Annotated in this window: 28 protein-coding genes and 1 pseudogene; 23 read left to right on the forward strand and 6 right to left on the reverse strand. The window is 59.7% G+C overall.

Annotated elements, in window-relative coordinates:
* Positions 1-8: 8 nt before the first annotated feature.
* From FPZ52_RS02425 to FPZ52_RS02435, 3 genes are all read left to right on the forward strand, one after another.
* Positions 9-230 carry a putative signal transducing protein gene (locus FPZ52_RS02425; protein ID WP_146363355.1) on the forward strand — a complete coding sequence of 74 codons (222 nt, stop codon included), beginning with the start codon at positions 9-11 and terminating at the stop codon, positions 228-230.
* Positions 230-988 carry a tRNA1(Val) (adenine(37)-N6)-methyltransferase gene (locus tag FPZ52_RS02430; protein ID WP_146363357.1) on the forward strand — a complete coding sequence of 253 codons (759 nt, stop codon included), beginning with the start codon at positions 230-232 and terminating at the stop codon, positions 986-988. The genes FPZ52_RS02425 and FPZ52_RS02430 overlap by 1 nt, the downstream gene beginning before the upstream one ends.
* A 118-nt stretch (positions 989-1,106) precedes the next feature.
* Positions 1,107-1,280 (forward strand): YdcH family protein, encoded by a 174-nt coding sequence (locus FPZ52_RS02435; protein WP_146363359.1) that lies wholly within the window; start codon positions 1,107-1,109, stop codon positions 1,278-1,280.
* A 62-nt stretch (positions 1,281-1,342) separates the two neighbouring features.
* Here the strand turns inward: FPZ52_RS02435 and phbB are convergent, their stop codons facing one another.
* From phbB to FPZ52_RS02450, 3 genes are all read right to left on the reverse strand, one after another.
* The gene (gene phbB, locus FPZ52_RS02440; protein WP_146363361.1) at positions 1,343-2,068 is read right to left on the reverse strand and encodes a beta-ketoacyl-ACP reductase; all 726 of its coding nucleotides are present in this window, start codon (positions 2,066-2,068) and stop codon (positions 1,343-1,345) included.
* Positions 2,069-2,140: 72 nt separating this feature from the next.
* Complete coding sequence (locus tag FPZ52_RS02445; protein ID WP_146363363.1) at positions 2,141-3,316, reverse strand: acetyl-CoA C-acetyltransferase; 1,176 nt, start codon at positions 3,314-3,316, stop codon at positions 2,141-2,143.
* Between the two features lie 143 nt (positions 3,317-3,459).
* A complete protein-coding gene (locus FPZ52_RS02450; protein ID WP_146363365.1) occupies positions 3,460-4,014 on the reverse strand; it encodes a TlpA disulfide reductase family protein in 555 nt (184 codons plus the stop codon).
* A 152-nt stretch (positions 4,015-4,166) separates the two neighbouring features.
* Between FPZ52_RS02450 and argH the strand changes: the two genes are divergently transcribed.
* From argH to FPZ52_RS02470, 4 genes and pseudogenes are all read left to right on the forward strand, one after another.
* Positions 4,167-5,558, forward strand: a complete 1,392-nt coding sequence (gene argH, locus FPZ52_RS02455) for an argininosuccinate lyase (RefSeq protein ID WP_146363367.1) — start codon at positions 4,167-4,169, stop codon at positions 5,556-5,558.
* A complete protein-coding gene (locus FPZ52_RS02460; RefSeq protein WP_146363369.1) occupies positions 5,555-5,851 on the forward strand; it encodes a hypothetical protein in 297 nt (98 codons plus the stop codon). The genes argH and FPZ52_RS02460 overlap by 4 nt, the downstream gene beginning before the upstream one ends.
* Positions 5,852-6,501: 650 nt before the next feature.
* Positions 6,502-7,780, forward strand: a pseudogene (gene lysA / locus FPZ52_RS02465) (diaminopimelate decarboxylase).
* 101 nt (positions 7,781-7,881) lie between these two features.
* On the forward strand, positions 7,882-10,335 hold the full coding sequence (locus tag FPZ52_RS02470; protein ID WP_146363371.1) for a DUF4175 domain-containing protein: 2,454 nt from the start codon (positions 7,882-7,884) through the stop codon (positions 10,333-10,335).
* Between the two features lie 3 nt (positions 10,336-10,338).
* Here FPZ52_RS02470 and FPZ52_RS02475 read toward each other — a convergent pair whose 3' ends face one another.
* Positions 10,339-11,130 (reverse strand): zinc-ribbon domain-containing protein, encoded by a 792-nt coding sequence (locus tag FPZ52_RS02475; RefSeq protein ID WP_146363373.1) that lies wholly within the window; start codon positions 11,128-11,130, stop codon positions 10,339-10,341.
* 151 nt (positions 11,131-11,281) lie between these two features.
* Here FPZ52_RS02475 and FPZ52_RS02480 point away from each other — a divergent pair, with 151 nt between their 5' ends.
* The 8 genes from FPZ52_RS02480 to FPZ52_RS02515 all read left to right on the forward strand — a co-directional run bounded on the left by FPZ52_RS02480 (position 11,282) and on the right by FPZ52_RS02515 (position 17,740).
* The gene (locus FPZ52_RS02480) at positions 11,282-11,959 is read left to right on the forward strand and encodes a cell division ATP-binding protein FtsE (protein ID WP_146365635.1); all 678 of its coding nucleotides are present in this window, start codon (positions 11,282-11,284) and stop codon (positions 11,957-11,959) included.
* A complete protein-coding gene (locus FPZ52_RS02485; protein WP_146363375.1) occupies positions 11,956-12,834 on the forward strand; it encodes a cell division protein FtsX in 879 nt (292 codons plus the stop codon). Before FPZ52_RS02480 ends, FPZ52_RS02485 begins: the two co-directional genes overlap by 4 nt.
* A complete protein-coding gene (locus FPZ52_RS02490; RefSeq protein WP_420851696.1) occupies positions 12,831-13,562 on the forward strand; it encodes a lysophospholipid acyltransferase family protein in 732 nt (243 codons plus the stop codon). The genes FPZ52_RS02485 and FPZ52_RS02490 overlap by 4 nt, the downstream gene beginning before the upstream one ends.
* 10 nt (positions 13,563-13,572) lie before the next feature.
* Positions 13,573-14,175: a pyridoxamine 5'-phosphate oxidase family protein gene (locus FPZ52_RS02495; RefSeq protein WP_146363377.1), complete on the forward strand. Its 603-nt coding sequence runs from the start codon at positions 13,573-13,575 to the stop codon at positions 14,173-14,175.
* A 203-nt stretch (positions 14,176-14,378) separates the two neighbouring features.
* A complete protein-coding gene (locus tag FPZ52_RS02500; RefSeq protein ID WP_146363379.1) occupies positions 14,379-14,999 on the forward strand; it encodes a hypothetical protein in 621 nt (206 codons plus the stop codon).
* Between the two features lie 246 nt (positions 15,000-15,245).
* On the forward strand, positions 15,246-16,253 hold the full coding sequence (gene dgcN / locus FPZ52_RS02505) for an N-acetyltransferase DgcN (protein ID WP_146363381.1): 1,008 nt from the start codon (positions 15,246-15,248) through the stop codon (positions 16,251-16,253).
* On the forward strand, positions 16,253-17,218 hold the full coding sequence (dgcA, locus tag FPZ52_RS02510; RefSeq protein WP_146363384.1) for an N-acetyl-D-Glu racemase DgcA: 966 nt from the start codon (positions 16,253-16,255) through the stop codon (positions 17,216-17,218). Before dgcN ends, dgcA begins: the two co-directional genes overlap by 1 nt.
* A 108-nt stretch (positions 17,219-17,326) precedes the next feature.
* Positions 17,327-17,740, forward strand: a complete 414-nt coding sequence (locus FPZ52_RS02515; RefSeq protein ID WP_146363386.1) for a BrnA antitoxin family protein — start codon at positions 17,327-17,329, stop codon at positions 17,738-17,740.
* Positions 17,741-17,923: 183 nt separating this feature from the next.
* Here FPZ52_RS02515 and FPZ52_RS02520 read toward each other — a convergent pair whose 3' ends face one another.
* Positions 17,924-18,580 carry a VPLPA-CTERM sorting domain-containing protein gene (locus tag FPZ52_RS02520; protein ID WP_146363388.1) on the reverse strand — a complete coding sequence of 219 codons (657 nt, stop codon included), beginning with the start codon at positions 18,578-18,580 and terminating at the stop codon, positions 17,924-17,926.
* A 330-nt stretch (positions 18,581-18,910) separates the two neighbouring features.
* Between FPZ52_RS02520 and FPZ52_RS02525 the strand changes: the two genes are divergently transcribed.
* Complete coding sequence (locus FPZ52_RS02525; RefSeq protein ID WP_146363390.1) at positions 18,911-19,762, forward strand: D-amino-acid transaminase; 852 nt, start codon at positions 18,911-18,913, stop codon at positions 19,760-19,762.
* Positions 19,763-19,774: 12 nt separating this feature from the next.
* Positions 19,775-20,908 carry a BamA/TamA family outer membrane protein gene (locus FPZ52_RS02530; protein ID WP_146363392.1) on the forward strand — a complete coding sequence of 378 codons (1,134 nt, stop codon included), beginning with the start codon at positions 19,775-19,777 and terminating at the stop codon, positions 20,906-20,908.
* A gap of 12 nt (positions 20,909-20,920) precedes the next feature.
* Here the strand turns inward: FPZ52_RS02530 and FPZ52_RS02535 are convergent, their stop codons facing one another.
* Positions 20,921-21,208, reverse strand: a complete 288-nt coding sequence (locus FPZ52_RS02535) for a DUF1244 domain-containing protein (protein WP_146363394.1) — start codon at positions 21,206-21,208, stop codon at positions 20,921-20,923.
* A 189-nt stretch (positions 21,209-21,397) separates the two neighbouring features.
* On the opposite strand from FPZ52_RS02535, the gene pyk reads away from it, so the two are divergent.
* From pyk to FPZ52_RS02565, 6 genes are all read left to right on the forward strand, one after another.
* Positions 21,398-22,843 (forward strand): pyruvate kinase, encoded by a 1,446-nt coding sequence (pyk, locus tag FPZ52_RS02540; RefSeq protein WP_146363396.1) that lies wholly within the window; start codon positions 21,398-21,400, stop codon positions 22,841-22,843.
* A 116-nt stretch (positions 22,844-22,959) separates the two neighbouring features.
* A complete protein-coding gene (rpmI, locus tag FPZ52_RS02545; RefSeq protein ID WP_146363398.1) occupies positions 22,960-23,160 on the forward strand; it encodes a 50S ribosomal protein L35 in 201 nt (66 codons plus the stop codon).
* Between the two features lie 12 nt (positions 23,161-23,172).
* A complete protein-coding gene (gene rplT / locus FPZ52_RS02550; protein WP_146363400.1) occupies positions 23,173-23,535 on the forward strand; it encodes a 50S ribosomal protein L20 in 363 nt (120 codons plus the stop codon).
* Between the two features lie 139 nt (positions 23,536-23,674).
* The gene (gene pheS, locus FPZ52_RS02555; protein WP_146363402.1) at positions 23,675-24,745 is read left to right on the forward strand and encodes a phenylalanine--tRNA ligase subunit alpha; all 1,071 of its coding nucleotides are present in this window, start codon (positions 23,675-23,677) and stop codon (positions 24,743-24,745) included.
* Positions 24,746-24,757: 12 nt separating this feature from the next.
* Entirely contained in the window at positions 24,758-25,042 is a 285-nt protein-coding gene (locus tag FPZ52_RS02560) for a YrhK family protein (RefSeq protein ID WP_146363404.1), read from the forward strand.
* 18 nt (positions 25,043-25,060) lie between these two features.
* Positions 25,061-25,654 carry a hypothetical protein gene (locus tag FPZ52_RS02565; protein WP_146363406.1) on the forward strand — a complete coding sequence of 198 codons (594 nt, stop codon included), beginning with the start codon at positions 25,061-25,063 and terminating at the stop codon, positions 25,652-25,654.
* The last annotated feature ends 1 nt before the right edge of the window (position 25,655 follow it).

Genomic DNA, 25,655 nt, shown 5'->3' on the forward strand with positions numbered 1-25,655 from the left:
CGTTGCAAATGAGGGAACTTTTACGAACCAATGACCCCACTGTGTTGGCCTATGCATCCGCGCTCCTTCAGGGCGAGGGTATAGACTGCTTTCCACTGGACGTCCATATGAGTGCGATGGAAGGATCGATTGGTGTGTTGCCGCGGCGGCTGATGGTCCGCGAACAAGATTTGCAAAGGGCCAGGGCGATCATGACGGATCTGGGTATCGAACTTCAGGACAACGAATAATGATCCCGGAGATCAGCCGGGACAAATTTCTCGACGGCAGGCTTCTGATTGACCAGCCCAAGCAAGGCTATCGCGCGGGAATCGATCCGGTGCTTCTTGCGGCTGCGGTTCCGGCGGTTTCGGGACAGACTGTGCTGGAACTCGGATGTGGCGTCGGTACAGCCAGCCTGTGTCTGTCGGCGCGTGTTCGAGATCTGACACTGACGGGGGTGGAGATCCAACCTGACTACGCAGAACTTGCCCGAGCAAATGCACGCCGGGCGAAGGTTCTGCTGCAGGTGCTTGAAACCGACATTCGGGCACTGCCAATGGCGGTGCGGCAAAAAAACTTTGATCACGTCTTCGCCAATCCGCCTTACTATTTGCGTGAGCAGGGAACGACGGCCCAAGATGAAGGGCGTGAGCAAGCCTTGGGGGAGGGCGCGCCACTCTCCGATTGGGTCGATGTGGCAGTCAAGCGATTAGCACCCGGCGGTTGCCTGACCATGATTCAGAATGCAGACCGGCTTCCCGAAATGCTGGCCGCGGCCTTCGGGCGGCTTGGCGCGGTCGAGGTCTTGCCGCTGGTTTCACGTTCAGGGCGCAGTGCAGGTCGCATCATTCTGCGGGGGCGGAAAGGACGCCGCACGCCGTTTCGATTGCTTTCGCCACTGGTTCTTCACCAGGGGGCCACACATTTCTCGGATGCCGACTCCTACCGGCCAGAGATCGACGCGGTTCTGCGCGGGGGCGCGTGCCTTCCGGGGTTCGAATCGTGAATAAAAATTCAGTGTAATGTCACATTGGCGAAACATTGCTCTGCATTCGGCTTTTCCGTGACACGACTCAGATTCTGTGGTCCCATGATCGGGCTCAATCAGACAGAGGAGAGACGTGATGTCCGTAAGTGCGCATCTTCAGGAACTCAGAAGAAAGCACCAGAATCTCTCGAACCAGGTCGAAGAAGCTCAGCGCAGTCCGGGGGTGGATGACCTCCACATCGCGACGCTGAAGAAGCAGAAGCTTCATATTAAGGAAGAAATCACACGCCTTTCGGAAGCACGTAGCTAACCAGCGCAAAACCGAATATCCAGGACGGTGTAACCGGGCCGCTTAGGCCCGGTTTGTTTTGGCTAGATGACGTATTGGCCACCATTTGCCGAGATTGTAGAACCGGTAATAAAGCCTGCATCGTCGGAGGCTAGGAAAACCACGATTCTCGCGATCTCGTCAGGTTCCCCGAGGCGTCCCACCGGAATCTGGGGGATGATCTTGCTATTGAGGATGTCGTCGTCGATCGCGCGGACCATTTCCGTTCCGATGTAGCCGGGGCAAATGGCATTCACGGTGATGCCTTTGAATGCGCCTTCCTGTGCCAGTGCCTTTGTGAAACCCAGATCACCGGCTTTAGCAGCGGAATAATTGGCCTGCCCCATCTGCCCCTTCTGCCCATTGATCGACGAAATGTTGATGATGCGCCCGAATTTGCGGTCACGCATCCCCGACCAGACAGGATGGGTCATGTTGAACATGCCTGACAGGTTGGTGTCGATCACGTCGCGCCACTGCTCGGGCTTCATCTTGTGGAACATGGCGTCGCGGGTAATTCCTGCATTGTTTACGAGAATCTCCACGGGTCCGAGCTCCGCCTCGACGCTCCCAATTCCGTCGATGCAGGCGTCATAATCAGCGACAGACCATTTGTAGGTCGGGATTCCCGTTTCATCGGTGAACTTTGCCGCGGCGTCGTCATTGCCCGCGTAATTTGCAGCGACGGAGTAGCCTGCTTTCTTCAGGGCGGTGCTGATCGCTGCTCCGATGCCGCGTGTTCCGCCTGTCACCAGCGCTACTTTGCCCATGGTGTCCTCCCTTCAATTGACTTAAATTCCAATGGTTGCGCTCCGCCTTTACCGGAGGAGCACGTTATTAAATCAGGGGCGCTCAAGACACATCGCGACGCCCATGCCGCCACCGATGCACAAGGTCGCCAAGCCCTTCTTGGCGTCGCGGCGTTTCATCTCGAACAACAGGGTATTCAGCACGCGGCAGCCAGAAGCACCGATGGGGTGCCCGATCGCGATCGCGCCGCCATTCACGTTCACGATTTCCGAATCCCAGCCCATGTCCTTGTTTACAGCGCAGGCCTGTGCGGCGAAGGCCTCGTTAGCTTCGATCAGATCCAGATCGCCCACGGCCCAGCCCGCTTTTTCCAGCGCCTTGCGCGAGGCGTAGATGGGGCCGACGCCCATGATCGAGGGGTCCAACCCGACGGTGGCGTAGGAGGCGATACGGGCCAGAGGTTCCAGCCCCCGCTTTTCCGCCTCATCAGCCTTCATCAACAGCACCGCAGCGGCTCCATCATTCAGACCGGATGCGTTTGCGGCCGTGACGGATCCATCCTTCGCAAACGCCGGACGCAGCTTTTGCATGGCCTCGATGTTCGCGCCGTGACGGATGTATTCGTCTTTATCGACGACGATATCACCTTTGCGGGTCTTGATCGTGAAAGGTACGATTTCATCATCAAATTTGCCAGCATTCTGTGCAGCTTCGGCCTTGTTCTGGCTGGCGACAGCGAATTCGTCCTGCTGATCGCGGCTGATTTGCCATTTTTCTGCAACGTTCTCTGCCGTTTGACCCATATGGTAGCCATTGAATGCATCCCACAAACCATCCCGGATCATCGTGTCGATGTATTGCAGGTCTCCCATTTTCTGGCCTTGACGGAGCGAAGCAGCATGGGGCGCGAGGCTCATGTTTTCCTGACCGCCTGCGGCGACGACAGTCGCGTCGCCCAGCAGTATATGCTGGGCACCCAACGCGACCGCACGCAGACCGGAGCCGCACACCTGATTGATACCCCAAGCCGCACTTTCCTGCGGCAGCCCGGCGTTGATATGTGCCTGACGTGCCGGGTTCTGTCCTTGGGCAGCGGTCAGAACTTGTCCGAGGATTGTCTCGGACACTTCGGACTTGTCTATGCCAGCGCGTTCTACGACTGCCTCGAGAACGGTCTTGCCAAGATCATGTGCGGGGGTGTTGGCGAAGCTGCCGAGAAAGCTGCCGACGGCGGTTCTGGCAGCGGAGACGATGACAACATCGGTCATAGGCGGATCCTTTCCGGTTCATCCCAAAGTCCCCCACAGCTTTGCGCGAGATTCGCGGAATGTATAGGGTTCGCCCGCTACAGATTTCTCGTGGTTGCAGTGTTGCTGATATCGTTAGGTCAAGTGAGCAGACTTTTGCCCAATCAGGCGCCGCCGAGCATGGCGGCAATGATCGCTTTGGCGGATTCGCCATTCCATTCCGCGTCGCCCTGCATGCGGGCGATCTCGTTGCCGTCCGGGTCCAGAAGCACGGTGATGGGCAGACCCAGAACGGCCATTTCACGGGCGACCTTCTGTTTCGGGTCCCGGTAGATGGTCAGGTTCTCCAAGCCTTCGTCTTCCACAAAGCGGCGGATCGCGGCCGGTGCGTTCGGACCGGTTGCAAGGGCCACAACCTCAAAATCATCGCCGCCGAATTCAGCTTCCAGTTCATCCAGCATCGGCATTTCTGTTCGGCATGGTGCACACCATGTTGCCCAAAAGTTCAGCAGTACATACTTACCGCGAAAATCTTCGAGGGACGCCGGATCGTCCTGCATCGTGACGAACTTGGCGTTCGAGCTGTCTTTCGCCTCGTTGTGGAAGACCAGTTTTTTCATGTCACCTTTGCGTAGGCCTTCCAAAGCCGGGATATCCTGTGCAGTCGCGGCTGAAGCGAAAGCGGCTGTGAAGGCGAGAAGGGCAAGAATGGGTCGCATGATTACTCCGGTCACTGACGCACACCATGTCGCAACGGCTTGCAATCGGGTCAAGGCCCGCAGGCGGCACTAGCGCGGATGTGAAGATTTGCAGCAGTGCAAGGGGCTGCGTATAGAGCGTGGCAGACCAATCGATTCTGAGCGAGGCAAGAATGAGCGACAAGTCCAGCAATGCAATGTGGGGTGGCCGCTTCTCGGCAGGGCCGGATGCGATTATGGAAGCTATCAATGCCTCGATAGGGTTCGACAAGCGCCTCTATGCCCAGGATATTGAGGGTTCGAAGGCACATGCCACGATGCTGGCGGTGCAGGGCATTCTGACAGAAGATGACGCCGATGCGATCCGTGCCGGGCTGGACAAGGTTCGGGCAGAGATCGAGGCTGGTGATTTCCCGTTCTCCGCCGCGTTGGAAGACATCCACATGAATACGGAATCGCGGCTGAAGGACATCATCGGGGAACCTGCCGGTCGTCTGCATACGGCTCGGTCACGCAACGATCAGGTGGCCACCGACTTCCGTCTGTGGGTTCGTGATCAGTGCGATGCGGCTATTACAGGGTTGGAAGCACTGATACGCGCGTTGCTCGGGCAGGCAGAGGCCGGTGCCGATTGGGTCATGCCCGGCTTTACCCATTTGCAGACAGCCCAGCCCGTGACATGGGGCCATCACATGATGGCCTATGTCGAAATGTTCGCTCGCGACAAGTCGCGCTTCGAGGACGCCCGCACCCGAATGAACGAATCGCCCTTGGGTGCCGCGGCGTTGGCGGGGACCTCCTTCCCGATTGACCGCCATGCAACGGCGACGGCTCTTGGCTTCGACCGTCCTGCTGCCAACTCTCTGGATGCGGTCAGCGACCGCGATTTTGCCTTGGAGTTCCTTTCGGCCTCCTCGATCTGTGCGGTTCACCTGTCGCGGATGGCAGAAGAGTTGGTCATCTGGTCGTCTGCGCAGTTCCGCTTCGTGGTGCTGTCGGATCGATTCTCCACCGGGTCATCGATCATGCCGCAGAAGAAGAACCCCGATGCCGCCGAGCTGATCCGTGCGAAAATCGGACGCATCCTTGGCGCGACGGTGGCGCTGTTCACCGTGATGAAGGGTCTGCCGCTCGCCTATTCCAAGGACATGCAGGAAGACAAGGAACAGGTCTTTGACGCTGCCGACAACCTGCTTCTGTCCCTTGCAGCCATGGAAGGTATGGTCAGGGACATGGCCGCGAACCGACCCGCGCTGGAAGCGGCGGCGGCGTCCGGCTTCTCGACCGCGACCGATCTGGCGGATTGGCTCGTGCGTGAACTGAACCTGCCGTTCCGCGATGCCCATCATGTGACGGGCACATTGGTTGCGATGGCTGAAGAACGCCGTATCGACCTCCCCGACCTGTCGCTGGAGGACATGCAGTCGGTGCATCCACAGATAAATGAGGGTGTATTTGACGTGCTTGGTGTGCATAATTCTGTCGCGAGCCGCATGAGCTACGGCGGCACCGCGCCAGAGCAAGTGCGAAAACAGATTGCCCGCTGGAAGGAAAAGCTTGGATGACACGCCTCGTCGTCGCCCTCAGTTTGCTTACGGTACTGGCCGCTTGTGAGAATGCCTCGCCAAGTGCGGGTGTGTCGGTTGGATCAGGTGGGCCGGGCGGTTATGTGGGGGTTGATGGCGAGCGGGTTGATGCGGGTGTCGGCACCGGTGGGGCATATGCCGACGTCGATGTCATCGATACGCGGAATGTGGATGTGAGCGTGGGCACCGGAGGTCCATCGGCCTCGGTCAGGCTTGGACACAGCCCCGCCAAAGTGCGCGTTGGGCGCCACGGATTGCGACTGGGAATATGATGACGAAACTTGCCGGATTGAGTGGACTGATCTTTGTCCTTGCTTCTTGTGGGATCGACGGCCCGCCAGTGAGGCCGGAGCCTGAGCAGTCGCCGCAACGCGGGGTTACAGTTACGGGTGACGCACGTATGGGCGTTACGGGCAGGCTGTGAAAGGAAACAGGATGTATCGTGTAGCGCTTGCGGTTATTGGCCTGACAGTCTTGGCGGCATGCCAACCCTCGCAGCCCCAAACGCGCGCGCCTGTTGAGATCGTCGATCCAATCTATGATCTGCAACCGGCTGAAACCGTCCCCGAGCCGATCTGATCTGGGGTAAGGACCTGAAGTATCTTGGCGGTGTCGACCTTGCGCTTCCACCTGCGGTCTGTGATGGACAGCCTCCGGCGAGCGGTAATACATGGGATGATCTTCCTGTCTGATTAGATTGCGAGCCCGATGCGGTTGTCGTGAACCGCCATGATCGACCTGACCGCCCAATCCCGGTCAGGTCGCCCGATTGATTATGATCACTGCCCGCATTTGCCTGATGGCCCGCGCGATGGCGATGGGCTGTATGCCGGGTGGCAGTGATCTCGGGTGCGACGCAAATTGCATATTCCTGCCGCCGTGATATGTCGCGGCGCAAGTTGAATCGAGGCGAGGGCACGGCATGGATCATTTTCTTTACAAAGGTGGTATTCTTCACGCCGAAGATGTCTCCATCCCGGACATTGCCGCGCAGGCCGGGACGCCATTCTATTGTTATTCCAGCGCGACACTTTTGCGGCATTTCCGGTTGTTTGACGACGCTCTGGAAGGAACGCCGCATCTGGTGTGCTTTGCGGTGAAGTCGAATTCCAACCAAGCGGTGTTGCGTCTTCTGGCGCAGGCGGGCGCAGGGATGGACGTGGTTTCGGCAGGCGAGTATGCGCGGGCGCGTGCCGCTGGTGTTCCCGGTGATCGCATTGTCTTTTCCGGTGTTGGAAAGACGCGTGAAGAAATGCGTGTGGCGCTTGAAGGGGGTATCCGCCAGTTCAACGTTGAATCGGAACCCGAGATGCAGGCGCTCAGTGAAGTTGCCTGCAGCCTTGGCGTGGTTGCACCGATCGCTATACGTGTGAATCCGGACGTAGATGCGCGCACGCATGCCAAGATCGCGACAGGCAAATCCGAGAACAAGTTTGGTATCCCGATCGCGCGCGCGAAGGAAGTCTATGCACAAGCTGCCGCGCTTCCCGGTCTGGATGTGGTCGGGATCGACGTGCATATCGGCAGCCAGTTGGTTGAGTTGGAACCGTTTGAACTGGCTTATCGCAAGGTGGCCGAACTGACCCATGCCTTGCGCGCGGATGGACATGACATCCGGCGGCTGGACCTTGGCGGTGGGCTGGGCATTCCGTATACCCGCTCAAACGAGGCGCCCCCGTTGCCCAGGGAGTACGGTGACCTGATCAAGCGCACGGTCGGTGATCTGGGCTGCGAGATCGAGATTGAGCCGGGCCGCCTGATCTCCGGGAATGCGGGGGCTGCTGGTCAGTCGGGTGATCTATGTGAAATCGGGCGAGGGGCGCAATTTCCTGATCCTGGATGCCGCGATGAACGATCTGCTGCGTCCTGCGATGTACGACGCCTGGCACGATGTGGTCGCGGTGAAGGAGCCGGCTGCGGGGGTCGATTATGCCCCAATGGATCTGGTGGGGCCGGTATGTGAGACGGGCGATACCTTCGCCAAGCAACGACCGATGCCGCCGCTGGTCGCCGATGACCTGGTCGCTTTCCGGTCTGCGGGGGCTTACGGCGCGGTGATGGCATCGGAATACAATACGCGCCCCCTGATTCCGGAGGTGCTGGTTCAGGGTTCCGATTGGGGTATCGTCCGCGATCGCCCGAGTTTCGAGGATATCATTGCCCGTGACATCGTGCCTGATTGGGTGGAATCTGACCGGTAACTTCCCCGTGAGACGCTGTGTGGGGGTATCTACAGGTTCTTATCCAAGTTAGGATTGCAAGGATGGTGCCGGGTGAACCGGCATAGCACTAAGGCGACCGGATGCCCGAATTGCCGCTTAATGACGATGCCGCGCGAAGGCTGCGGTGGCCCCTCAGACTGACAGGTCTGGGGCTGGTCTTCGAGCGGTTTGCACTTGCATTCTGGCCAGTCTGGACTGTGGTATTCGTAGCGCTCGCTGCGCTGTTTCTGGGGCTTCAGGACATTGCGCCGATTGAAGCGGTCTGGCTGGCCACGGTCGCCACGGTCACCGCGACGGCGTATTTTCTGTTGCGCGGCTGCTGGCGGTTTCGTTGGCCGAAGCGTGCCGAAGTTATGGAGCGGCTGGACGAGACGCTGCAGGGGCGCCCCCTTGCGGCGCTGTCGGATCGTCAGGCTATCGGCACGGGCGACCGCCAGTCTGAATATCTTTGGCAAACGCATCAACAGCGGATGCGGGAACGGCTGTCGGGGGTACGTCCCGTCTGGCCGCGCGAGGTTCTGACACGTAATGACCCTTACGGGTTTCGGTTTGTTGCGTTAACCGTTCTGGCGGTCGGCCTGCTGTTTGGCTCCGTGTGGCGCGCGGAGAGTATTCTCGACATGACACCGGGCGAGCCGGAAGCCGTGGTAGCCGGTCCAAGTTGGGAAGGGTGGATCGAGCCACCGGCATATACCGGCAAGCCGAGCCTCTATCTGAATGAGTTGAACGTGGACAGCCTGTCGGTGCCACAGGGCAGCCTGGTCACGTTGCGGCTGTATGGCGAGGCAGGCACGTTGACGGTAGTGCAGACTGTGTCTGAAGTCGCCGGCGCGTATGACGATGCAACCGTGGCACATGAATTCGCGGTGCAGAAATCGGGTAACATCCAGATCGAGGGTGAGGGCGGGCACAGTTGGCAAATCGCCATGCTGCCCGACGCGCCACCGAGTGTAACAATTGCGGGTTCGGCAACCCGCGAAGCTGCCGGCGAAATGGCTTTGCCATTCGAGGCGGGAGATGACTACGGCGTGGTGGCCGGCAGCGCGGTGATCGAACTGGATCTGGATGCCGCCGATCGGCGTTACGGGCTTGAGATTGATCCCGAGCCGCGCGAGGCGATCACCGTCGATCTTCCCATGCCATTCACCGGCAGCAGAACCGAATTCAACGAACGACTGACGGCGGATTTCTCACAGCACGCTTGGGCGAATCTACCGGTCGTTGTCACGCTTGAAGTTACGGACGCGATGGGAAACACGGGGCGCAGCGAGGTAGAAGGGTTGGCCGAGCTACCCGCGCGTCGCTTTTTTGATCCGTTGGCTAAAGCGGTGATAGAACAGCGGCGTGATCTGCTGTGGAACCGTGAAAACGCGATCCGAGTGTCGCAAATGCTACGCGCGGTGTCACATGAGCCGGATGGGGTGTTCCGTTCGGCGACGGATTACATGCGGTTGCGTTTCATCACACGTCGGCTGGAAGCATACCATCAGGCGGGCCTGACGGATGAACGCGTAGACGAGATGTCTCAGGCGTTATGGGATCTGGCCTTGAGCATCGAGGAAGGTGATCTTTCGGATGCGCTGAAACGCATGCGGCGTGCGCAGGAACGGCTTTCCGAAGCGATGCGAGATGGCGCCAGCCCGCCTGAGATCGCAGAGTTGATGCAGGAATTGCGCGAAGCAACGCAGGACTATCTGCGGCAGCTTGCGGAACAACAGCCGGAGGATGGTACGGAGTTCTCGCAGAACGAGAACACGCAAACCATGAACTCCGACCAGTTGCAGGAAATGTTCGACCGCCTTCAACAATTGATGGAGGAAGGTCGGATGGCCGAGGCCCAGCAATTGCTCGATATGCTGTCCCAGATGATGGAAAACATGCAGATCGCACGTGGTCAGCAAGGACAGGGCCAACAGGGAGAAGGTCAGCAGGCCATGCAGGGGCTGATGGATACCCTGCGCCAGCAACAGGGGCTGTCGGACGATTCCTTCGGTCGATTGCAGGACCAATACAATCCGCAAGGGGATGGCTCGCAGCCCAACGGGCAGGATCTGGCCGACCACCAACAGGCCTTGCGGGATCTTCTGGAACAGCAGCGACAAGCGCTCGAAGGTCTGGGAGAGACGGGGGAAGGGGCCGGAGAGGCGCTGGACCGGGCCGGGCGCGCGATGGAACAGGCGGAAGAGGCGTTGCGGGGCGATGATTTGGCGGGCTCTCTCGACAGCCAGTCAGATGCGATGGAAGCGCTACGTGATGGGGTGCAGGAACTGGGGCGTGAACTGGCGCAACAGCAGCAACCGGGTCAGGGGCAGCAGGGTAACCAATTGGGGCAAACCACACCCGCGCCGGAACTCGATCCATTGGGCCGGCAGATCGGACCAAACCAGCGTTTCGGGACCAATGAAGCGCTGGATGACGAGGATGTCTATCGCCGTGCGCGTGATCTTCTTGACGAGATTCGGCGCAGGTCCGGCGAGCAGACGCGGCCCGGTTACGAACTGGATTACCTGCGGCGTTTGCTGGATCGATTTTGAGCGTTAGCCATCGGCGCCGATCAGCCGGCTCTGAACTTGCTCAAATGACGCAAGCGCCTTACGCGCATGTTCGGAAATCGCGGATTGCAGCGTTTCGCCATGCTCGGAAATGACGCTCAGGAACGGGTCCGCCTGCGGGGCATGCCCTGCGATCAACGGTGCGCCAAGGTAGAGCGCCAGTGCGATTAGACAGGCCAGCACCGGTATCGCGAAGCCGATCCGGAAGTCGCGGCGTTCCTTGCGTTCGCGGATAATGGCCAACTCCTGCTTGCTTACCGCAACCGGCAAACCGGGGTCGGATCTGCGGTGTAACCTTGGCGTTACTGGCTCTATCGGTCGTTCGGGTGCCTCGATGACCGAACCCGGATCGCTTTCTTCCCCGGTGTTCCACTCCCGGCTGTCTCTGGCGCGTTCTGCTGCCTTGAGCCGTTCCAGCCTGTCGCGGACGCTCTCCTTGGGACGTGGGGGAATGACCAAGCCCAGATCCGGCTGCGTTTCCAACGGGGCAGGTGGGCTTGACTTGCGCGCCTGTGCTTCACGTGCGGCTTCTTCGCGCAGCACCTCCAGCACTTCCGGATCGACTTCGCGCTGGACATGCGTGGATTCTTGCATCTGTGGAGTGTCGACCGGGGGCGGCGGGGTCGAACGCGGCGGAACAACCGCATGGGTCAGTTGATACCAACTATGGGCACAGGCCGAACACTGCACTTCGCGCCCGCGACCTGAAATCGCGGCTGCGGGGATGTCGTATGCGGCCTCGCATTGCGGGCAGATGATGCGGATCGTATCGGTCAAACTTGGCCCTGAACTGCTCGCCTCGTTGTGCCACGAGCCTGTAGGTTTTTACAGCGGAGAGTTGCTGCGGACAATCTGCATTGTTGCAACGCCCGCGTGGCTGCGGCACAAGCGGCGCAGAAAATATAACAAGAACCGGAGCAGTCACGAGGTGATCGAGCTTGACCGTGTGGCCATGCGCTACGGCGATAACGAGTTGTTTTACGACGCGTCCTTGTCTCTGACGCCGGGCAGCTTTCATTTTCTGACCGGACCTTCCGGCGCGGGTAAAACCACGCTGATCCGTCTGTGTTATGGCGACCTGCTGCCCACGGGCGGCAATGTACGACTGTTCGGCGATCCGACAGTCACACTGGGTCGCGATGCATTGGCGCATGCGCGGCGCAGGATCGGCGTGGTGCATCAGGACGGGCAGTTCCTCGATCATCTGAGTGTAGAGGACAATGTCGCGCTCCCATTGATCGTATCGGGGCAACTCAACGCGGCGCGCCGGTCGGAGGTGCGGGATCTGCTCGGATGGGTCGGTCTGTCCTCGCGTAGGAACGCGCGACCGCAGGAGTTGTCGGGCGGCGAAAAGCAGCGTGCGGCGTTGGCGCGGGCGCTGATCCTGTCGCCGGATGTCATCTTGGCCGATGAACCGACGGGCAATGTGGATTGGGAAATGTCAGTCAGGTTGCTGAAACTGCTACTGGAGTTGAACCGGCTGGGCAAGGCAGTGCTGCTGGCGACACATGATCTTTCCTTGATCCGATCGGTTCGCGGGACGGTGCAGGCGAGGGTTCTGCGCTTGTCGGATAGGCGTCTGGGTGCCGGAGGTGCCGATATATGAAGCGACTTCTTCAGCAACTTCCAGGTCGCAACGGTGTCGTGCCAACAAGCGGTTTTTCGGCGCGTCTGACCGTTTTTGCGGCGGCAGCGATGACCTTTCTGGCGGTGTTCGTCCTGGGGTTGGCACAAGTGGCCAATGGCATTGCGGATCGATGGCAAAGCGAGTTGGTCGATAGTGCCACCTTGCGCGTGGCTGCACCTGCGGACGAACTTGACTCGCAGACCGATGCGGCGCTGGAAATACTGCGTATGACGCCGGGGATTACCTCGGCTGAACTGGTTACGGCCGAGGATCAAATCGCATTGCTCGAGCCCTGGTTCGGAGCGCATGTTCCCCTTGCGCAGCTTGACCTGCCGCGCCTGATCGCGATCAGGCGGGACTCCAGTGGCTTCGATCCTGAGGGTCTGCGCCTGCGGCTGCAGGCGGAAGTGCCAGGCGCGGTGCTGGATGACCATGAGCGATGGCGCACTCCATTGTTGGCGGCGGCGGAGCGTCTGACCAACATTGCCAATTTGTCGCTTCTGTTGATCGCGACCACGATGGCCGTCATCGTCGCGCTTGCCGCGCAGAGCGCGCTTGCGGCCAATGATCGGCTGATTGGTGTACTGCGTGTGGTTGGCGCGACGGATGGGTATATCACTCGTGTCTTTACGACGCGCTTTACCCTGCGGGCCATGTGTGGTGCCGCTGCGGGTGCGATCGTCGGAAAGCTGTTGCTGACGCTTGTGCCGGTGCTGCCGCGTTCGGGGCTGATGTCGGGAACTGCCGCAACCCTTTCCTGGCCGTGGTTGATTGCGCTTCCTGCTATGGTTGCCGTGCTTGCCTATGTTACCACGTGGTGGGCGGCGAACAGGACATTGAAAGGGCTGACATGATCCGCATGGGGTGGCGCTGGCTTCGGTCGCTCGTTTTCAACATCCAGATGTATCTGGCGATGGCGTTGCTTGCGGTGATTTACACCCCTTGGGCGATCTTTGACCGTAGGGGTGCTTATGCCGGTATCCATACCTATTGTCGTTGGGTCCGGTTTAGCGCGCGTTGGCTGGTGGGTCTGCGATCGGAAATTCGAGGAGACGTGCCAACGGACGAGGTGCTGATCGCGTCGAAGCATGAGAGCTTTTTCGATATCATCATGATCTGTTCGGTTGTGCCGCGCCCGAAATTCATCATGAAGAAACAACTGCGTTGGGCACCGATCCTTGGCTGGTACGCGATGCGGATCGGTTGCGTGCCGGTAGATCGCGGCAAGCGCGGACAGGCAGTGGCCAGAATGCTTGATGATGTCGCGCATGGAGATGCCCCACCGGGACAGTTGATCATTTATCCCCAAGGCACCCGTGTCGCGCCGGGGACAAAGGTGCCTTACAAGGTCGGGGCCGGGGTTCTTTACAAGCAACTCATGCAGCCCTGCATACCTGCGGCGACGAATGTGGGAGTTTTCTGGCCGCGTCAGCGTATCAGGCGTGACCCGGGACTGGCTGTCGTCGAGTTCCTTCCGCCCGTCGCGCCGGGCAAGCGGGTCGAGGAGTTTATGCAGACCCTCGAGACGGATATCGAAGCACGTTCAGCGCAACTGCGCCGCGAGGCCGGATTCGAAGTGTAGGGAGACAACCATGGAATTCATCGACGGAATCGCGGATTTGGAAGCGCTTTACGGCGTGCCTCAAGAGACATCGACCGCCAAGGTCGCAGCTCAGCTGACGCCGGAATACCGCCGCTGGATCGAAGCCAGCCGTTTCTGTGTGCTCACGACCGTCGGGCCGGAAGGAACCGATGCCTCGCCGCGCGGGGACGACAATCCGGTCGTGCGCATTCAGGATGGAAAGACCCTTCTCCTGCCCGATTGGCGGGGCAATAACCGGATCGACAGCCTGCGCAATATCGTGCGCGATCCGCGTGTATCGCTGATGTTCATGGTGCCGGGGTCGAACAATGTTATTCGTGTGAATGGTCGTGCGAAGCTGACAGCGGACGAGGCCTTGATCGATAGCTTCGCGCGAAGGGCGGGCCGACCGCGAACCGTGGCCGTCATCGAGATCGGCGAGGTCTATTTCCAATGTGCGCGGGCCATCGTCCGGTCGCGGCTATGGGGGGATCACGCCCATCACGACTTGCCGAGCCCCGGAGACATGTTGGCCGCGCTCACCGACGGGCGCGTGGGTGGTGAGTCGTATGATCGCGAATGGCCGGAGCGCGCGGCAAACTCGATGTGGTGATTTGGGCGTCGTGGTCCTGGGAGTGTTGCGCTGGAAACATGACGCGAAGGTCAGCCCATATATTCGCCGTCGCGTAACCGCGTAGTGACGTGGCGTCGGGTCTGAAATCGTCGCCGATCCACGTTGACCTAAGGAAAATTCTGGCTACATGCAGCCTAACATCGCCACGCGTATCGGCGAGTTGGTCGGACTGGAGAGTGGTCATGAAGATCCGTAGAGCATGTAAGCAACTGGCTGCTGTAATCGTTGCCAGTGTTTCTTTTGGCGGGGCGTCTTTTGCCGCGACGTTGAATGAGGCGGATCTGGCGTCTAGGCAAGTGTCGTCCGATTGGTCGAGGCCGTCGGAGATCGTCGACGGTTATGATCAGTTTATCGGTTATGGATACGGTCATGGTAACGAGTATCTGTATTTTTCGGGCCTCAGGGCGGGTGCCCAGCAGGTGAAGCTGACCTTGGCACTGCCTGAAGGTGTCAATGACCAATGGTCCACCATGAACCTGAATTACAAGACGACACCGTTTCAGTATTCGGGCTTCGAGGGCGCGACGCCGGGGCAGTTCCAGTTGAACCCGAATACCACGCGCGAGACCAGCTACACTATCTCGCTGGGTGATGAATTTTCCGGGGCCCTGTATCTTGCTTTACACTTCAACAACGGCCCGATGACCTATTTCATCGAAGCGCCGGGTAATACCGGGTTCCAGCCCCAGCCTCCGACCACACCGGTTCCCCTTCCTGCCGGCGTCCTGCTTCTGGGCAGTGCGGTTGCTGGTCTGGGCGGCGCAACTGCGCTGAAGCGCTGCAAGTCAAAGCGTAACCAGTAACCAGTTTTATAATGGAGCATATTCTCTCCTCCCTCATACCCCTGCCTTTGGCGGGGGTATTTTTTTGTTGTCCGCAACAGGGTGCTGATATGATGTGGTCGCGGTTTTGTGTTCTAGTGGCAACTGCGCCACAAATCGGCGAGGCTGGAGCAGGTTTATTTTGATCATATTATCTGGAAGGTTTTTCCTTTCCAAAGCGCTGGTTTGTTAGGTAGATGGTTCTGACTGCTCAGGGAGATGCGCAAAATGATCAAAACACCATATTTGTTGTTCTTGGGGGATGCTCCTGATTCATTGGCGGCGAAAGTTGCACAGGGCATCAAGGATTGGCGGCCGGACAACGCGATTGGCCAATTCCGTTTGCCGGGCTGCAAAGCGGATCTGGGTCTGACCGATATGACGCTGGGCGAGGCGCGGGCCGCTGGTGCGGAAACACTGGTTATCGGTGTCGCCAACCGTGGAGGCGTAATTTCCGCGGCGTGGCTGGATGTGCTGGTCGAGGCACTGGAGAAGGGCTTCGATGTGGCAAGCGGGCTGCATAACCTGCTGCGCGACGAGCCTCGGCTGGTCGAAGCCGCGCAGCGCACGGGGCGGACCTTGCATGACGTTCGTGTGCCGCCGCCCGGCGTTAAATATCCGATTGCCAATGGCGAGCCGCGTAAGGGCAAGCGGGTTCTGGCCGTCGGAACCGATTGTTCTGTTGGCAAGATGTATACGGCGCTGGCGCTCGATGCGTCGATGCGGGAGCGTGGCCTAAAGTCAACCTTTCGCGCGACCGGGCAGACCGGCATTCTGATCACAGGTGAAGGTATACCGCTGGATGCGGTGGTCGCTGACTTCATGGCGGGCTCGGTAGAATGGCTGACGCCTGACAACGACCCGGACCACTGGGACATCATCGAAGGGCAGGGCAGCCTGTTCCACGTGTCCTACTCTGGTGTGACTATGGCGCTGGTGCATGGCGGTCAGGCGGATGCGCTGATCCTGTGCGACGAACCGACGCGTGATCACATGCGCGGCTTGCCGGGTTACAAGCTGCCGTCCCTGGAGCAGCTTCGCGACACGGCGTTGCCCTTGGCACAGGTGGCCAATCCGGATTGCAAGGTGGTCGGCGTTTCGGTGAACACGCAGCATCTGGATGAGCAGGCCGCCGTAGATCACTTGAAAGCTGTTGAGGACCGCATGGGTCTGCCAACGGTTGATCCGTTCCGGCAGGGGGCTGACCGTCTGGCTGCGGCGCTTGAGGCGCTTTGATGCGCGTCGAGGTCAGGAAAGAGAGCTTCCGGCTGGCGGAGGTGTTCACCATCTCGCGCGGCTCCAAGACCAGCGCGGACGTGGTGACGGTGTCCATAGAGGACGGGGGCGTGATCGGCTGGGGTGAATGTGTGCCCTATGCGCGCTATGACGAGACGCTCGATTCCGTTGCGAATCAGATCCGTGGCTTGCCCGAGCGGTTTGATCGCCAAATGTTGCAGGGGCTTTTGCAGTCCGGGGCAGCGCGGAACGCGGTGGATTGCGCGTTGTGGGATCTGGAGGCGAAAAAGGCTGGCAAGCCTGTCTGGGAATTGGCCGGTTTGTCCCCGCCGGGACCGGAAATTACCGCTTTCACATTGTCGCTGGATACGCCCGAAAAGATGCGTGCGGCAGCGGCGAAACACGCGCATCGGCCACTTCTGAAGATCAAGCTGGGGACGCCGGATGACATGGTTCGGCTGGAGGCTGTCCGCGCCGGGGCGCCAGAGCCGGCCATCATCGTGGATGCGAATGAGGGCTGGAATGCCAAGGTTTATCAGGACCTTGCGCCGCATCTGGTGCGCCTTGGCGTCAAGCTGGTGGAGCAGCCATTGCCCGCAGGCGATGACGATGCGTTGATCGGCATGGACCGGCCTGTGCCGGTCTGTGCGGATGAAAGCTGCCATGACCGGGCGTCGCTTTCAAAGCTCAAGGGCAAGTATGATGTGATTAACATCAAGCTCGACAAAACCGGGGGGCTGACCGAGGCGATTGCCTTGAGAGATCAAGCAGTTGAGCAGGGATTCGAGATCATGGTCGGCTGCATGGTGGGCACGTCTCTGGCCATGGCACCGGCGCTTCTGGTGGCACAAGGGGCGATGGTGACGGATCTTGATGGGCCGCTTTTGCTGGCCGAAGACCGCGAAACTCCGCTTCTGTTCGACACGCAGGGCGTGCATCCGGCTGACCCCGCTTTGTGGGGGTGATCCCTGTGCACCGCGCGTACACCGGCCGTACACTGGCTGCGCGCGGTGCTGTAAGCGGGCGGTAACCTGTACGCGGCAGACTGGCCAGCAGATACACAGGAGACCGCCATGCCATCCGCGACGCCGCCCGCCCATCGACTGCCGATCCGGCATGGCCGGTCCCGCGCCGCGCGCAACGCGATGGAACGGTTGATCATCGACGCCTATACCGAGGAGGTCACGCGCGGCGATGGCAGCTATGATCTGCGTGACGTGATCCCGGAGGCCTGGGACCGGCTGGAGCGCGACGTTGATCTGCCCGAAGCCAAGACGCGGGTGACGATCCGGTTGGATCAGTCGGTCGCGAAGTTCTTCCGTGCCCATGGTCCGGGCTACCAGGCACTGATCAACCGTGTGCTTGCAACCTACGCCCATATGAAGATCGCCGAAGTGGAGCTGGGCGAGCGGCGGGTGGAGGCGTACCTGCGAGCAGCACGGAACGATCTCTTACGGGGTAGTAATGGGATTGGAGAAGGGGGGTAGATATGGACGGTTTGCCGTGTGTATCTGCCGCAGTGTTAAGCTGCCCGAATTCTTCGGCGCATGCGGCGTGACGTAACAGATTAGAGCCCTTAACTCTCGGCAACGGCACCACATATCATGCAGTGCCGTTTCAAAGCAGAGATCCTCTTGAGTACGACCAAGACCGCGGGACCGTGTGTCCCTTTATGCTTTCCGAGATTTGCGAACCAAGCTGAATGCTGCCAACCCGCCAACCAGCAACGGGAAGCCTGCAGGGATTGGAACAGGTGTGGGTGGCTCACCCAAGGGCGGGATAAGGTCTGCTTTGATGCTTCCTTCAGGATTCGTTGTGGATTGTGCCCGCGCTGCGAATTGCGAGAACGGGTTCATGTCCAGAGAGCCTGGAGCAGTGAGGTCGAAAACGACGGTCTTCACGTAATTGTCCCCGCCGCCACCCTGCTGTCCAATGCGAAGGATGTAGTCAAAGCTGCTGGCGCTACCAGATCCGTTGAAATTGCATCCCGCTCCGCAATCGGATTGGCTGCCGGTGTTATCGCCGAAAAGCGCAAGACTTGGTGAGATCGGCGTATCGTCTGCTCTGGTGGCGCTTACCAGCGAGAAATCCGTCTGCGCCAGCGATATCCCAGAATAGTTGAAGCCGAGTGCCAAGAAATCTGCCGTTCCCACGGTGGTGGACATGCTAAACCGATATGTTCCCGGAGAGGCGTCGTCATCAACAATAAGTTGCAACTTTGGTGTTGTATGGGTGTTTGAGTAGGTCACCGTTGCGGCGCTCGCAGACGCTGCCGCCCACGATGCTGCTAACGACAAGGCTGCTATGGTTTTGAGCTTGGATTCCATACGGAATCTCCCTGTAACAATATACAATTAAAGAACTTTTGCTTTTACGGTAGCGGCAGAGTAAAGAAATACCACATCTGCCTGATTATCAGCATACTCTGACGGGGGGGTAACATCAATATTTAGTTGTCATAATCAGGGAATGTGCTCTGATCTCGGATCGCGCTCGAATAGGCGGTTGACGACTGAATGTAGGGAACTTTCTGCCTTTGTGTAGCATAGATTTTGCGTGGTTGCGGGGGCTGTCCAGAGTGCGGCGAGTGGCTTGCATAGACGCCACCCCCGGCATCCGCTACAGCTTGCCTCGCGCAGCACCTAAGGGAGATATCCATGAGTCGCACAGTCTATGTCAACGGGTCCTACTTGCCGGAAGAGGAAGCCACCGTATCCGTGTTCGATCGAGGGTTCCTGTTCGCGGATGGGGTGTACGAGGTGACGTCGGTGCTCGACGGGCAACTCATCGACTTTGACGGGCATGCGAAGCGGCTGGAGCGGTCATTGGGCGAACTGGACATGGACAGCCCCGTGTCGATGGACGAGCTGCGCGATATCCACCGCGAACTGGTGCGGCGCAATGATCTGCGAGAAGGCGGGGTGTATCTGCAGATCACGCGCGGGGCGGCGGATCGCGATTTCCTGTTCCCCGAAGGTGCGGAGCCGACCATCGTGCTGTTCACGCAGGCGATGAACCTGACGAATTCCCCCAAGGCGGAGAAGGGTCTGAAAGTCATTTCCATCCCCGATATCCGCTGGGGCCGCCGCGACATCAAGACGGTTCAGCTTCTGGCGCCTTCGCTGGGCAAGATGGAGGCCAAGAAGGCCGGGTGCGACGATGCGTGGATGATCGAGGACGGGTTCGTGACCGAGGGGACATCGAACAATGCCTATATCGTGAAGGGTGGCACGATCATCACCCGTGATCTGAGCAACGCGATCCTGCACGGGATCACCCGCGCGGCCGTGCTGCGGTTTGCGCGTGAGGCGCAGATGAAGGTCGAAGAGCGGTCGTTCACCATTGACGAGGCCAAGGATGCGGATGAGGCGTTCATCACCTCTGCCACGACCTTCGTGACGCCCGTGGTTGAGATCGACGGGCAACAGATCGGCGAGGGTGTACCGGGGACGGTAGCCAAGCGCCTGCGTGAAATTTACCTTGAGGAAAGTCGTAAGCTCGCAGACTGACCGGAGAATCTTATGCGTCCCATCCCGAAGGCACTGACAATCGTTTCGCGTGTTCTGATCCTCGGGGTGGCCATCTTGTTGCCCGTGGCTGCGATTGCGCAAGAGCACGGCTGGAAAGATTTGCTCATAGACGAGCAGGACGGGCATCTGGATATGTCCAACCTGCTTGCGCGCGGCGGTTTCATCCCGATGCCGATCATTATTACCGAGCCAGCCGTTGATGGCGGGTTCGGATTGTCGGCCTATTTCGTGGGCAACCCGGAGCCGGGCAGCGGTCTGCCGCCCACGCGGACCATCGCGGGCGGGGCCGTAACCGGGAATGGATCGTCGGGCGGCGGGTTCATGCGCTCGGGCGCGCTGGGCGGTGGAAAGTTCCTTTACAGTTTCGCGGCGGGCGCTGGCTTGTCGGTGATGGATTTCTACCCTGGCAATCGTGACTTCGCGCTGACCTATAACAACGACATTCGGTTCGTTGCGCTGCGCGCCCGATACAAATTCGGGGATAGCGGGTTTTCTGCGGGGCCGTCCTTTCGGTATCGCAGCAATGACGTGCGGGCGGATGCGGGCGACAGGTTTCCGGGTATCGAGGATGTGCTGGGACGCGAGATCGTGTTGCCTTCGCTTGGGCTTGAGGCGCATTTCGACAATCGCGACAATCCGATCACGCCGACCGACGGCTTCAACGTCGTGGCGGAGGCGCAAAGCTATGACGGTGCTTGGGGCAGTGACCGCGATTTTTCCAGCGCCTCCTTGTTTGGCGCGTGGTTTGGCACGCAGGCTGATTGGACGCTGGGGATCATGGGGAACGCGGCGGTCACCTCGGGTGATGCGCCATTCTTCATGGAGCCGGATATCAATATCCGGGGGCTGGCGCGGAACCGCTATCGTGGCGAGCGGGCACTTTCGACAGAGTTGGAAATCCGCAAGCAGGTAACGCCACGCTGGGCGGTTCTGGGCTTTGCGGGTTATGGCGAGACATTCGGCGGTGGCGATTCCGACAGTGATGCGAAGACCTATGGCGGCGGTGTGCGTTATCGGATCGCGCGGAAAATCGGGCTGGATGTCGGGCTGGATTATGCCCGCGGGCCGGAACAGGATGTGTTCTACATCCAGTTCGGCCATGCTTGGGGGCGCCAGATGGACTGACGCCGGGGCGCGTCAGTGGTTTTCTGCGAACTTGGCCTTCGCGTCGGAGTTGGCTTCGGTCTGGTACTTGTCGCGCCAGTCGTCATAGGGCATGCCATAGACGATTTCGCGGGCCTGTGCCTTGTCCATGTCGATGCCTGTCTCTTTGGCGGCTTCCTGATACCAGCGGCTGAGGCAATTGCGGCAGAAGCCTGCGAGGTTCATCATGTCGATGTTTTGCACATCTGTCCGTTCGCGCAGATGATCGCGCAGGGCGCGGAAGGCGGCGGCTTCAAGTTCGGTACGGGTTTGGTCGTCCATGGGTATCTCCTTTGCGGCCATTAAAGTTTGCTTGGTGGCGATCTGCAACAGGGGACGTCATTCGGCAGTTTGTCATTCCGGCGTCACCTGTTTTACGCTAGGCAAAAGGTCAGACGATTGGCGCAGTTGTGTCTGGTGCCAAAATCGTACATATCGCGGATGATACCGCTAACATTCCGGGGGAGACCGATGAAGCGCAGCCGAAATACCAAGATCGTGGCCACTTTAGGGCCGGCCTCGAATGATTACGAGACGATCCGCGCGCTGGCCGAAGCCGGGGCGGATGTCTTCCGGTTGAACATGAGCCATGGCAGTCATGACGAAATCCGCGAACGTCACAAGATCATCCGCCAGGTGGAGCGGGACCTGGGCTCGCCCATTGCGATCCTAGCGGATTTGCAGGGGCCGAAGCTGCGGTGTGGCGAATTCAAGGACGGTCCGCTGGAATTGCAAGACGGGCAGGATTTCCGTTTTGACCTGGATGATACGCCGGGTGACGCGACGCGCGTGCAACTGCCCCACAAGGAAATTTTCGCGGCGCTTGAGCCAGGGTCCAGCTTGCTGGTGAATGACGGCAAGATCCGCATGAAGGTCAAGGAATGCGGGTCCGATTACGCGCTGTGCACCGTGATGGCGGGGGGCGAGATTTCCAACCGCAAGGGCGTGAACGTGCCTGATGCGGTACTGCCGCTGGCCGCGCTGTCGAAGAAAGACCGTAATGACCTGGAATTTGTCTGCACATTGGGTGTGGATTGGCTGGCGCTGTCCTTCGTCCAGCGCCCCGACGATGTACGCGAGGCGCGTGATCTGGCCGATGGGCGCGCCGCGATCCTGTCGAAGATCGAAAAGCCTGCTGCGGTTGCTGCATTTAACGAAATTCTGGCCGTATCCGACGGGATCATGGTGGCGCGGGGCGATCTTGGCGTTGAATTGCCGGTGCAGAACGTGCCGCCCATCCAGAAGCGTCTGATCCGCCTGTGTCGCCGTGCGGCCAAGCCGGTGATCGTGGCGACGCAGATGCTGGAAAGCATGATCGAAAGTCCGATGCCCACGCGTGCGGAAGTGTCCGACGTCGCGACCGCCATTTACGAGGGCGCGGATGCGGTGATGCTGTCGGCGGAATCGGCAGCGGGCAGCTATCCGGTCGAGGCTGTCACGACGATGAACAACGTGGCCTACGAGGTGGAAAGCGATCCCACCTATCGCGAAGTCATCGAAGCCAGCCGTGTGGTGCCGCGCGAAACCATCGCTGACGGGATCGTGTCTGCGGCGCGTGAACTGGCCGAGACGATCGACGTGAAAGCGATCTGTTGCTTCACCCACTCGGGCACGACGGCGACGCTGGTGTCGCGCGAACGGCCGCGCGTGCCGATCATCGCGCTGACGCCATTTACGGGCACGGCGCGGCGGCTGAGCCTGTACTGGGGCATCAATTGTAATGTCACGGCTGAGGTCGCGCGCTTCAAGATGGCCGTTGTCAACGCGGCGCGTGCGGCACGGGACATGGAACTGGCGGAAGAGGGCGATCAGATTGTCGTCACCGCCGGTATCCCGTTCAACCAACCCGGCACGACAAACATCTTGCGGGTTGCGCCCTGCGAGGAACGGCTGATTTTCTCGACCGATCCTGAATAACAGGTTTTTGCTTGAAACCCCGGGAGGTCGCGCGTATATGCGCGGCTTCTACCCGCGTGGCCGGTTTGAGAGGCATGCCGAGTCGCGCGTTCACCGCCCATCAAGAGGAGCCGGAAATGCCCAAGATGAAGACCAAGTCGAGCGCCAAGAAGCGCTTCAAGGTAACGGCGTCGGGCCGTGTCGTTGCTGGCCAGGCAGGCAAGCGCCACGGCATGATCAAACGCACCAAGAAATTCATCCGCGACGCCCGTGGCACGACCACGCTGTCGAAGCCTGACGAGAAAATCGTCAAGCAGTACATGCCGTATTCGCGCTAAGGAGGTCCTGACATGGCACGAGTCAAAGGTGGGACCGTTACCCACGCCCGTCACCGCAAGGTAATCAAGGCCGCCAAAGGTTACTATGGCAGCCGTTCGCGCAACTTCCGCACGGCGACGCAAGCCGTCGACAAGGCGAACCAGTACGCGACCCGCGACCGCAAGAACCGCAAGCGCAATTTCCGCGCACTGTGGATTCAGCGTATCAACGCGGCTGTCCGCAGCCACGACGAAGCGCTGACCTATTCGCGTTTCATCAACGGTCTGTCGCTGGCCGGTATCGAAGTGGACCGCAAGGTTCTGGCCGACCTGGCCGTCAACGAGCCCGAAGCGTTTGGTGCGATCGTGACCAAGGCAAAAGCCGCCCTGGCCTGATCGGCTGCGCCTGATCGATTTTGAAAGCCGCCGGGCCATGGGTCCGGCGGCTTTTTTGTGCGTGTTGGCAGGGATCACGCGTCTTGCAATCAAAAGGCCGAGTGGGTAGCAGACCTGCGGTAGTATGAAGGGGCCGGAAATGAGTGACCTGCGCGACAAGTATCTTGCGGCGATTGCAGATGCCTCGGACGAGGCGTCGCTGGAAAACCTGCGGGTGCAGGCGGTGGGCAAGAAGGGCGAGATCAGCCTGAAGATGCGCGAGCTGGGCAAGATGACACCCGAGGAGCGCCAGACCGCTGGCCCCAAGCTGAACGCGCTGAAGGACGAGATCAATTCGGCCCTGTCTGCCAAGAAGGAAGCCTTGGGCGATGCCGCGCTGAATGAACGTCTGCGCGCCGAATGGCTGGACGTGACGCTGCCCGGTCGCCCGAAGCGGGTAGGGTCCATCCACCCGGTCAGCCAGGTGATGGAAGAGGTCACCGCGATTTTCGCCGATATGGGCTTTGCCGTGGCCGAGGGGCCGCAGGTGGAAACCGACTGGTACAATTTCGACGCGCTGAACATCCCCGGCCATCATCCGGCGCGGGCGGAAATGGATACGTTCTACATGCACCGCGCGGAAGGCGACAACCGCCCGCCGCATGTGCTGCGCACGCATACATCGCCGGTGCAGATCCGGTCGATGCAGGATCAGGGCGCGCCCATCCGCGTCATCGCGCCGGGCCGTGTGTACCGCGCCGATTACGACCAGACGCATACGCCCATGTTCCACCAGATCGAAGGTCTTGCGATTGATCGCGACATTTCGATGGCCAACCTGAAATGGGTGCTGGAAGAGTTCTTCACCGCCTATTTCGGCACGAAGGTCAAAACCCGCTTCCGCGCCTCGCATTTCCCGTTCACGGAACCGTCCGCCGAGGTGGACATCCAGTGCTCCTGGGAAGGTGGCACGCTGAAAGTGGGCGAGGGCGATGGCTGGCTTGAAGTGCTGGGGTCGGGCATGGTGCATCCGAAGGTACTTGAGGCCGCAAAGGTGGATCCGGCTGAATGGCAGGGCTTTGCCTTTGGCATGGGCATCGACCGGATCGCGATGCTGAAATACGGCATCCCCGATCTGCGTGCGTTCTTCGATTCCGACCTTCGCTGGCTGCGCCATTACGGGTTCGCGGCGCTGGACACACCGACGCTGCACGGGGGCGTCAACAGCTAAGCGGAGGACGTCATGGCGCGCCTGTTCGAGCGGGACCATCGCGACAGTTCGGAGAAATCACGCCGCCTCTATGCGGCGTATGAGATCCTGTACACCGGCGTGGATTTCGGCGCGGCGCTGACCTTCATCATCGGGTCGTTCATGTTCCTGTCGGAAGAATGGCAGACCGTGGGCACGTATTTCTTCATCGTGGGGTCCTTCCTGTTCGCGGCCAAACCGACCATCCGACTGGTCCGGGAGATCCGGTTGGCACGGATGGGAGACGTCGAGGATCTGGCGGAGAGGTTGGGGAAGTGAGCGTTGCGGCTATTCCTGATGCCTTATGAAGTGAACCCACTCGACTGGGTGACGGCAATTGCCGCGTCAGGAACGATGGTGATTACGGGGCTGGCGCTACTGTTTGCCCGAGCTCAACTCTCGCAATGGCGAGATGAACTGAAAGTGCGCCGAGCTTCGGAGGCTGCCTTGGAACTCATCCTCGCAGCGGAGAAAGTTTCGGAGGGCCTCAAATGGGTGAGGGCGTCTTTTGTTGAACGGCAGGTGGATGAAGCTTCGGGTGAACTTTCAGAATACCAACGTCGTTTCGAACAGGTCCATGAGTTATCAAAGGAGTTCGCAGATCTGCGCATCAATCAAATTCGCGCTAGATATGTGCTGAGTTGCCCTAAACTTGATGCGGCTGTAGAGGAGTTGTTCCAAATCCGGATCAAGATAATTGTTGCGCTTAAACTGATCTACCAGACGCGGTTCGGCTGTGAGGAAAAAGGTTTTTCAGATGATGACGTCAGGCTTCGCCAAGATATCTTTGGTTCTTACGGAAAGTACGACCAGCTAGGACTACGACAAGAAGCCGCAATGTTAAAAATTCACGATTTGGCGGGACCGTACGCCAAGCTAGAGGTAAGGTAAG

This window comes from Qingshengfaniella alkalisoli (genome assembly GCF_007855645.1).
Taxonomy (GTDB): Bacteria; Pseudomonadota; Alphaproteobacteria; order Rhodobacterales; family Rhodobacteraceae; genus Qingshengfaniella; species Qingshengfaniella alkalisoli.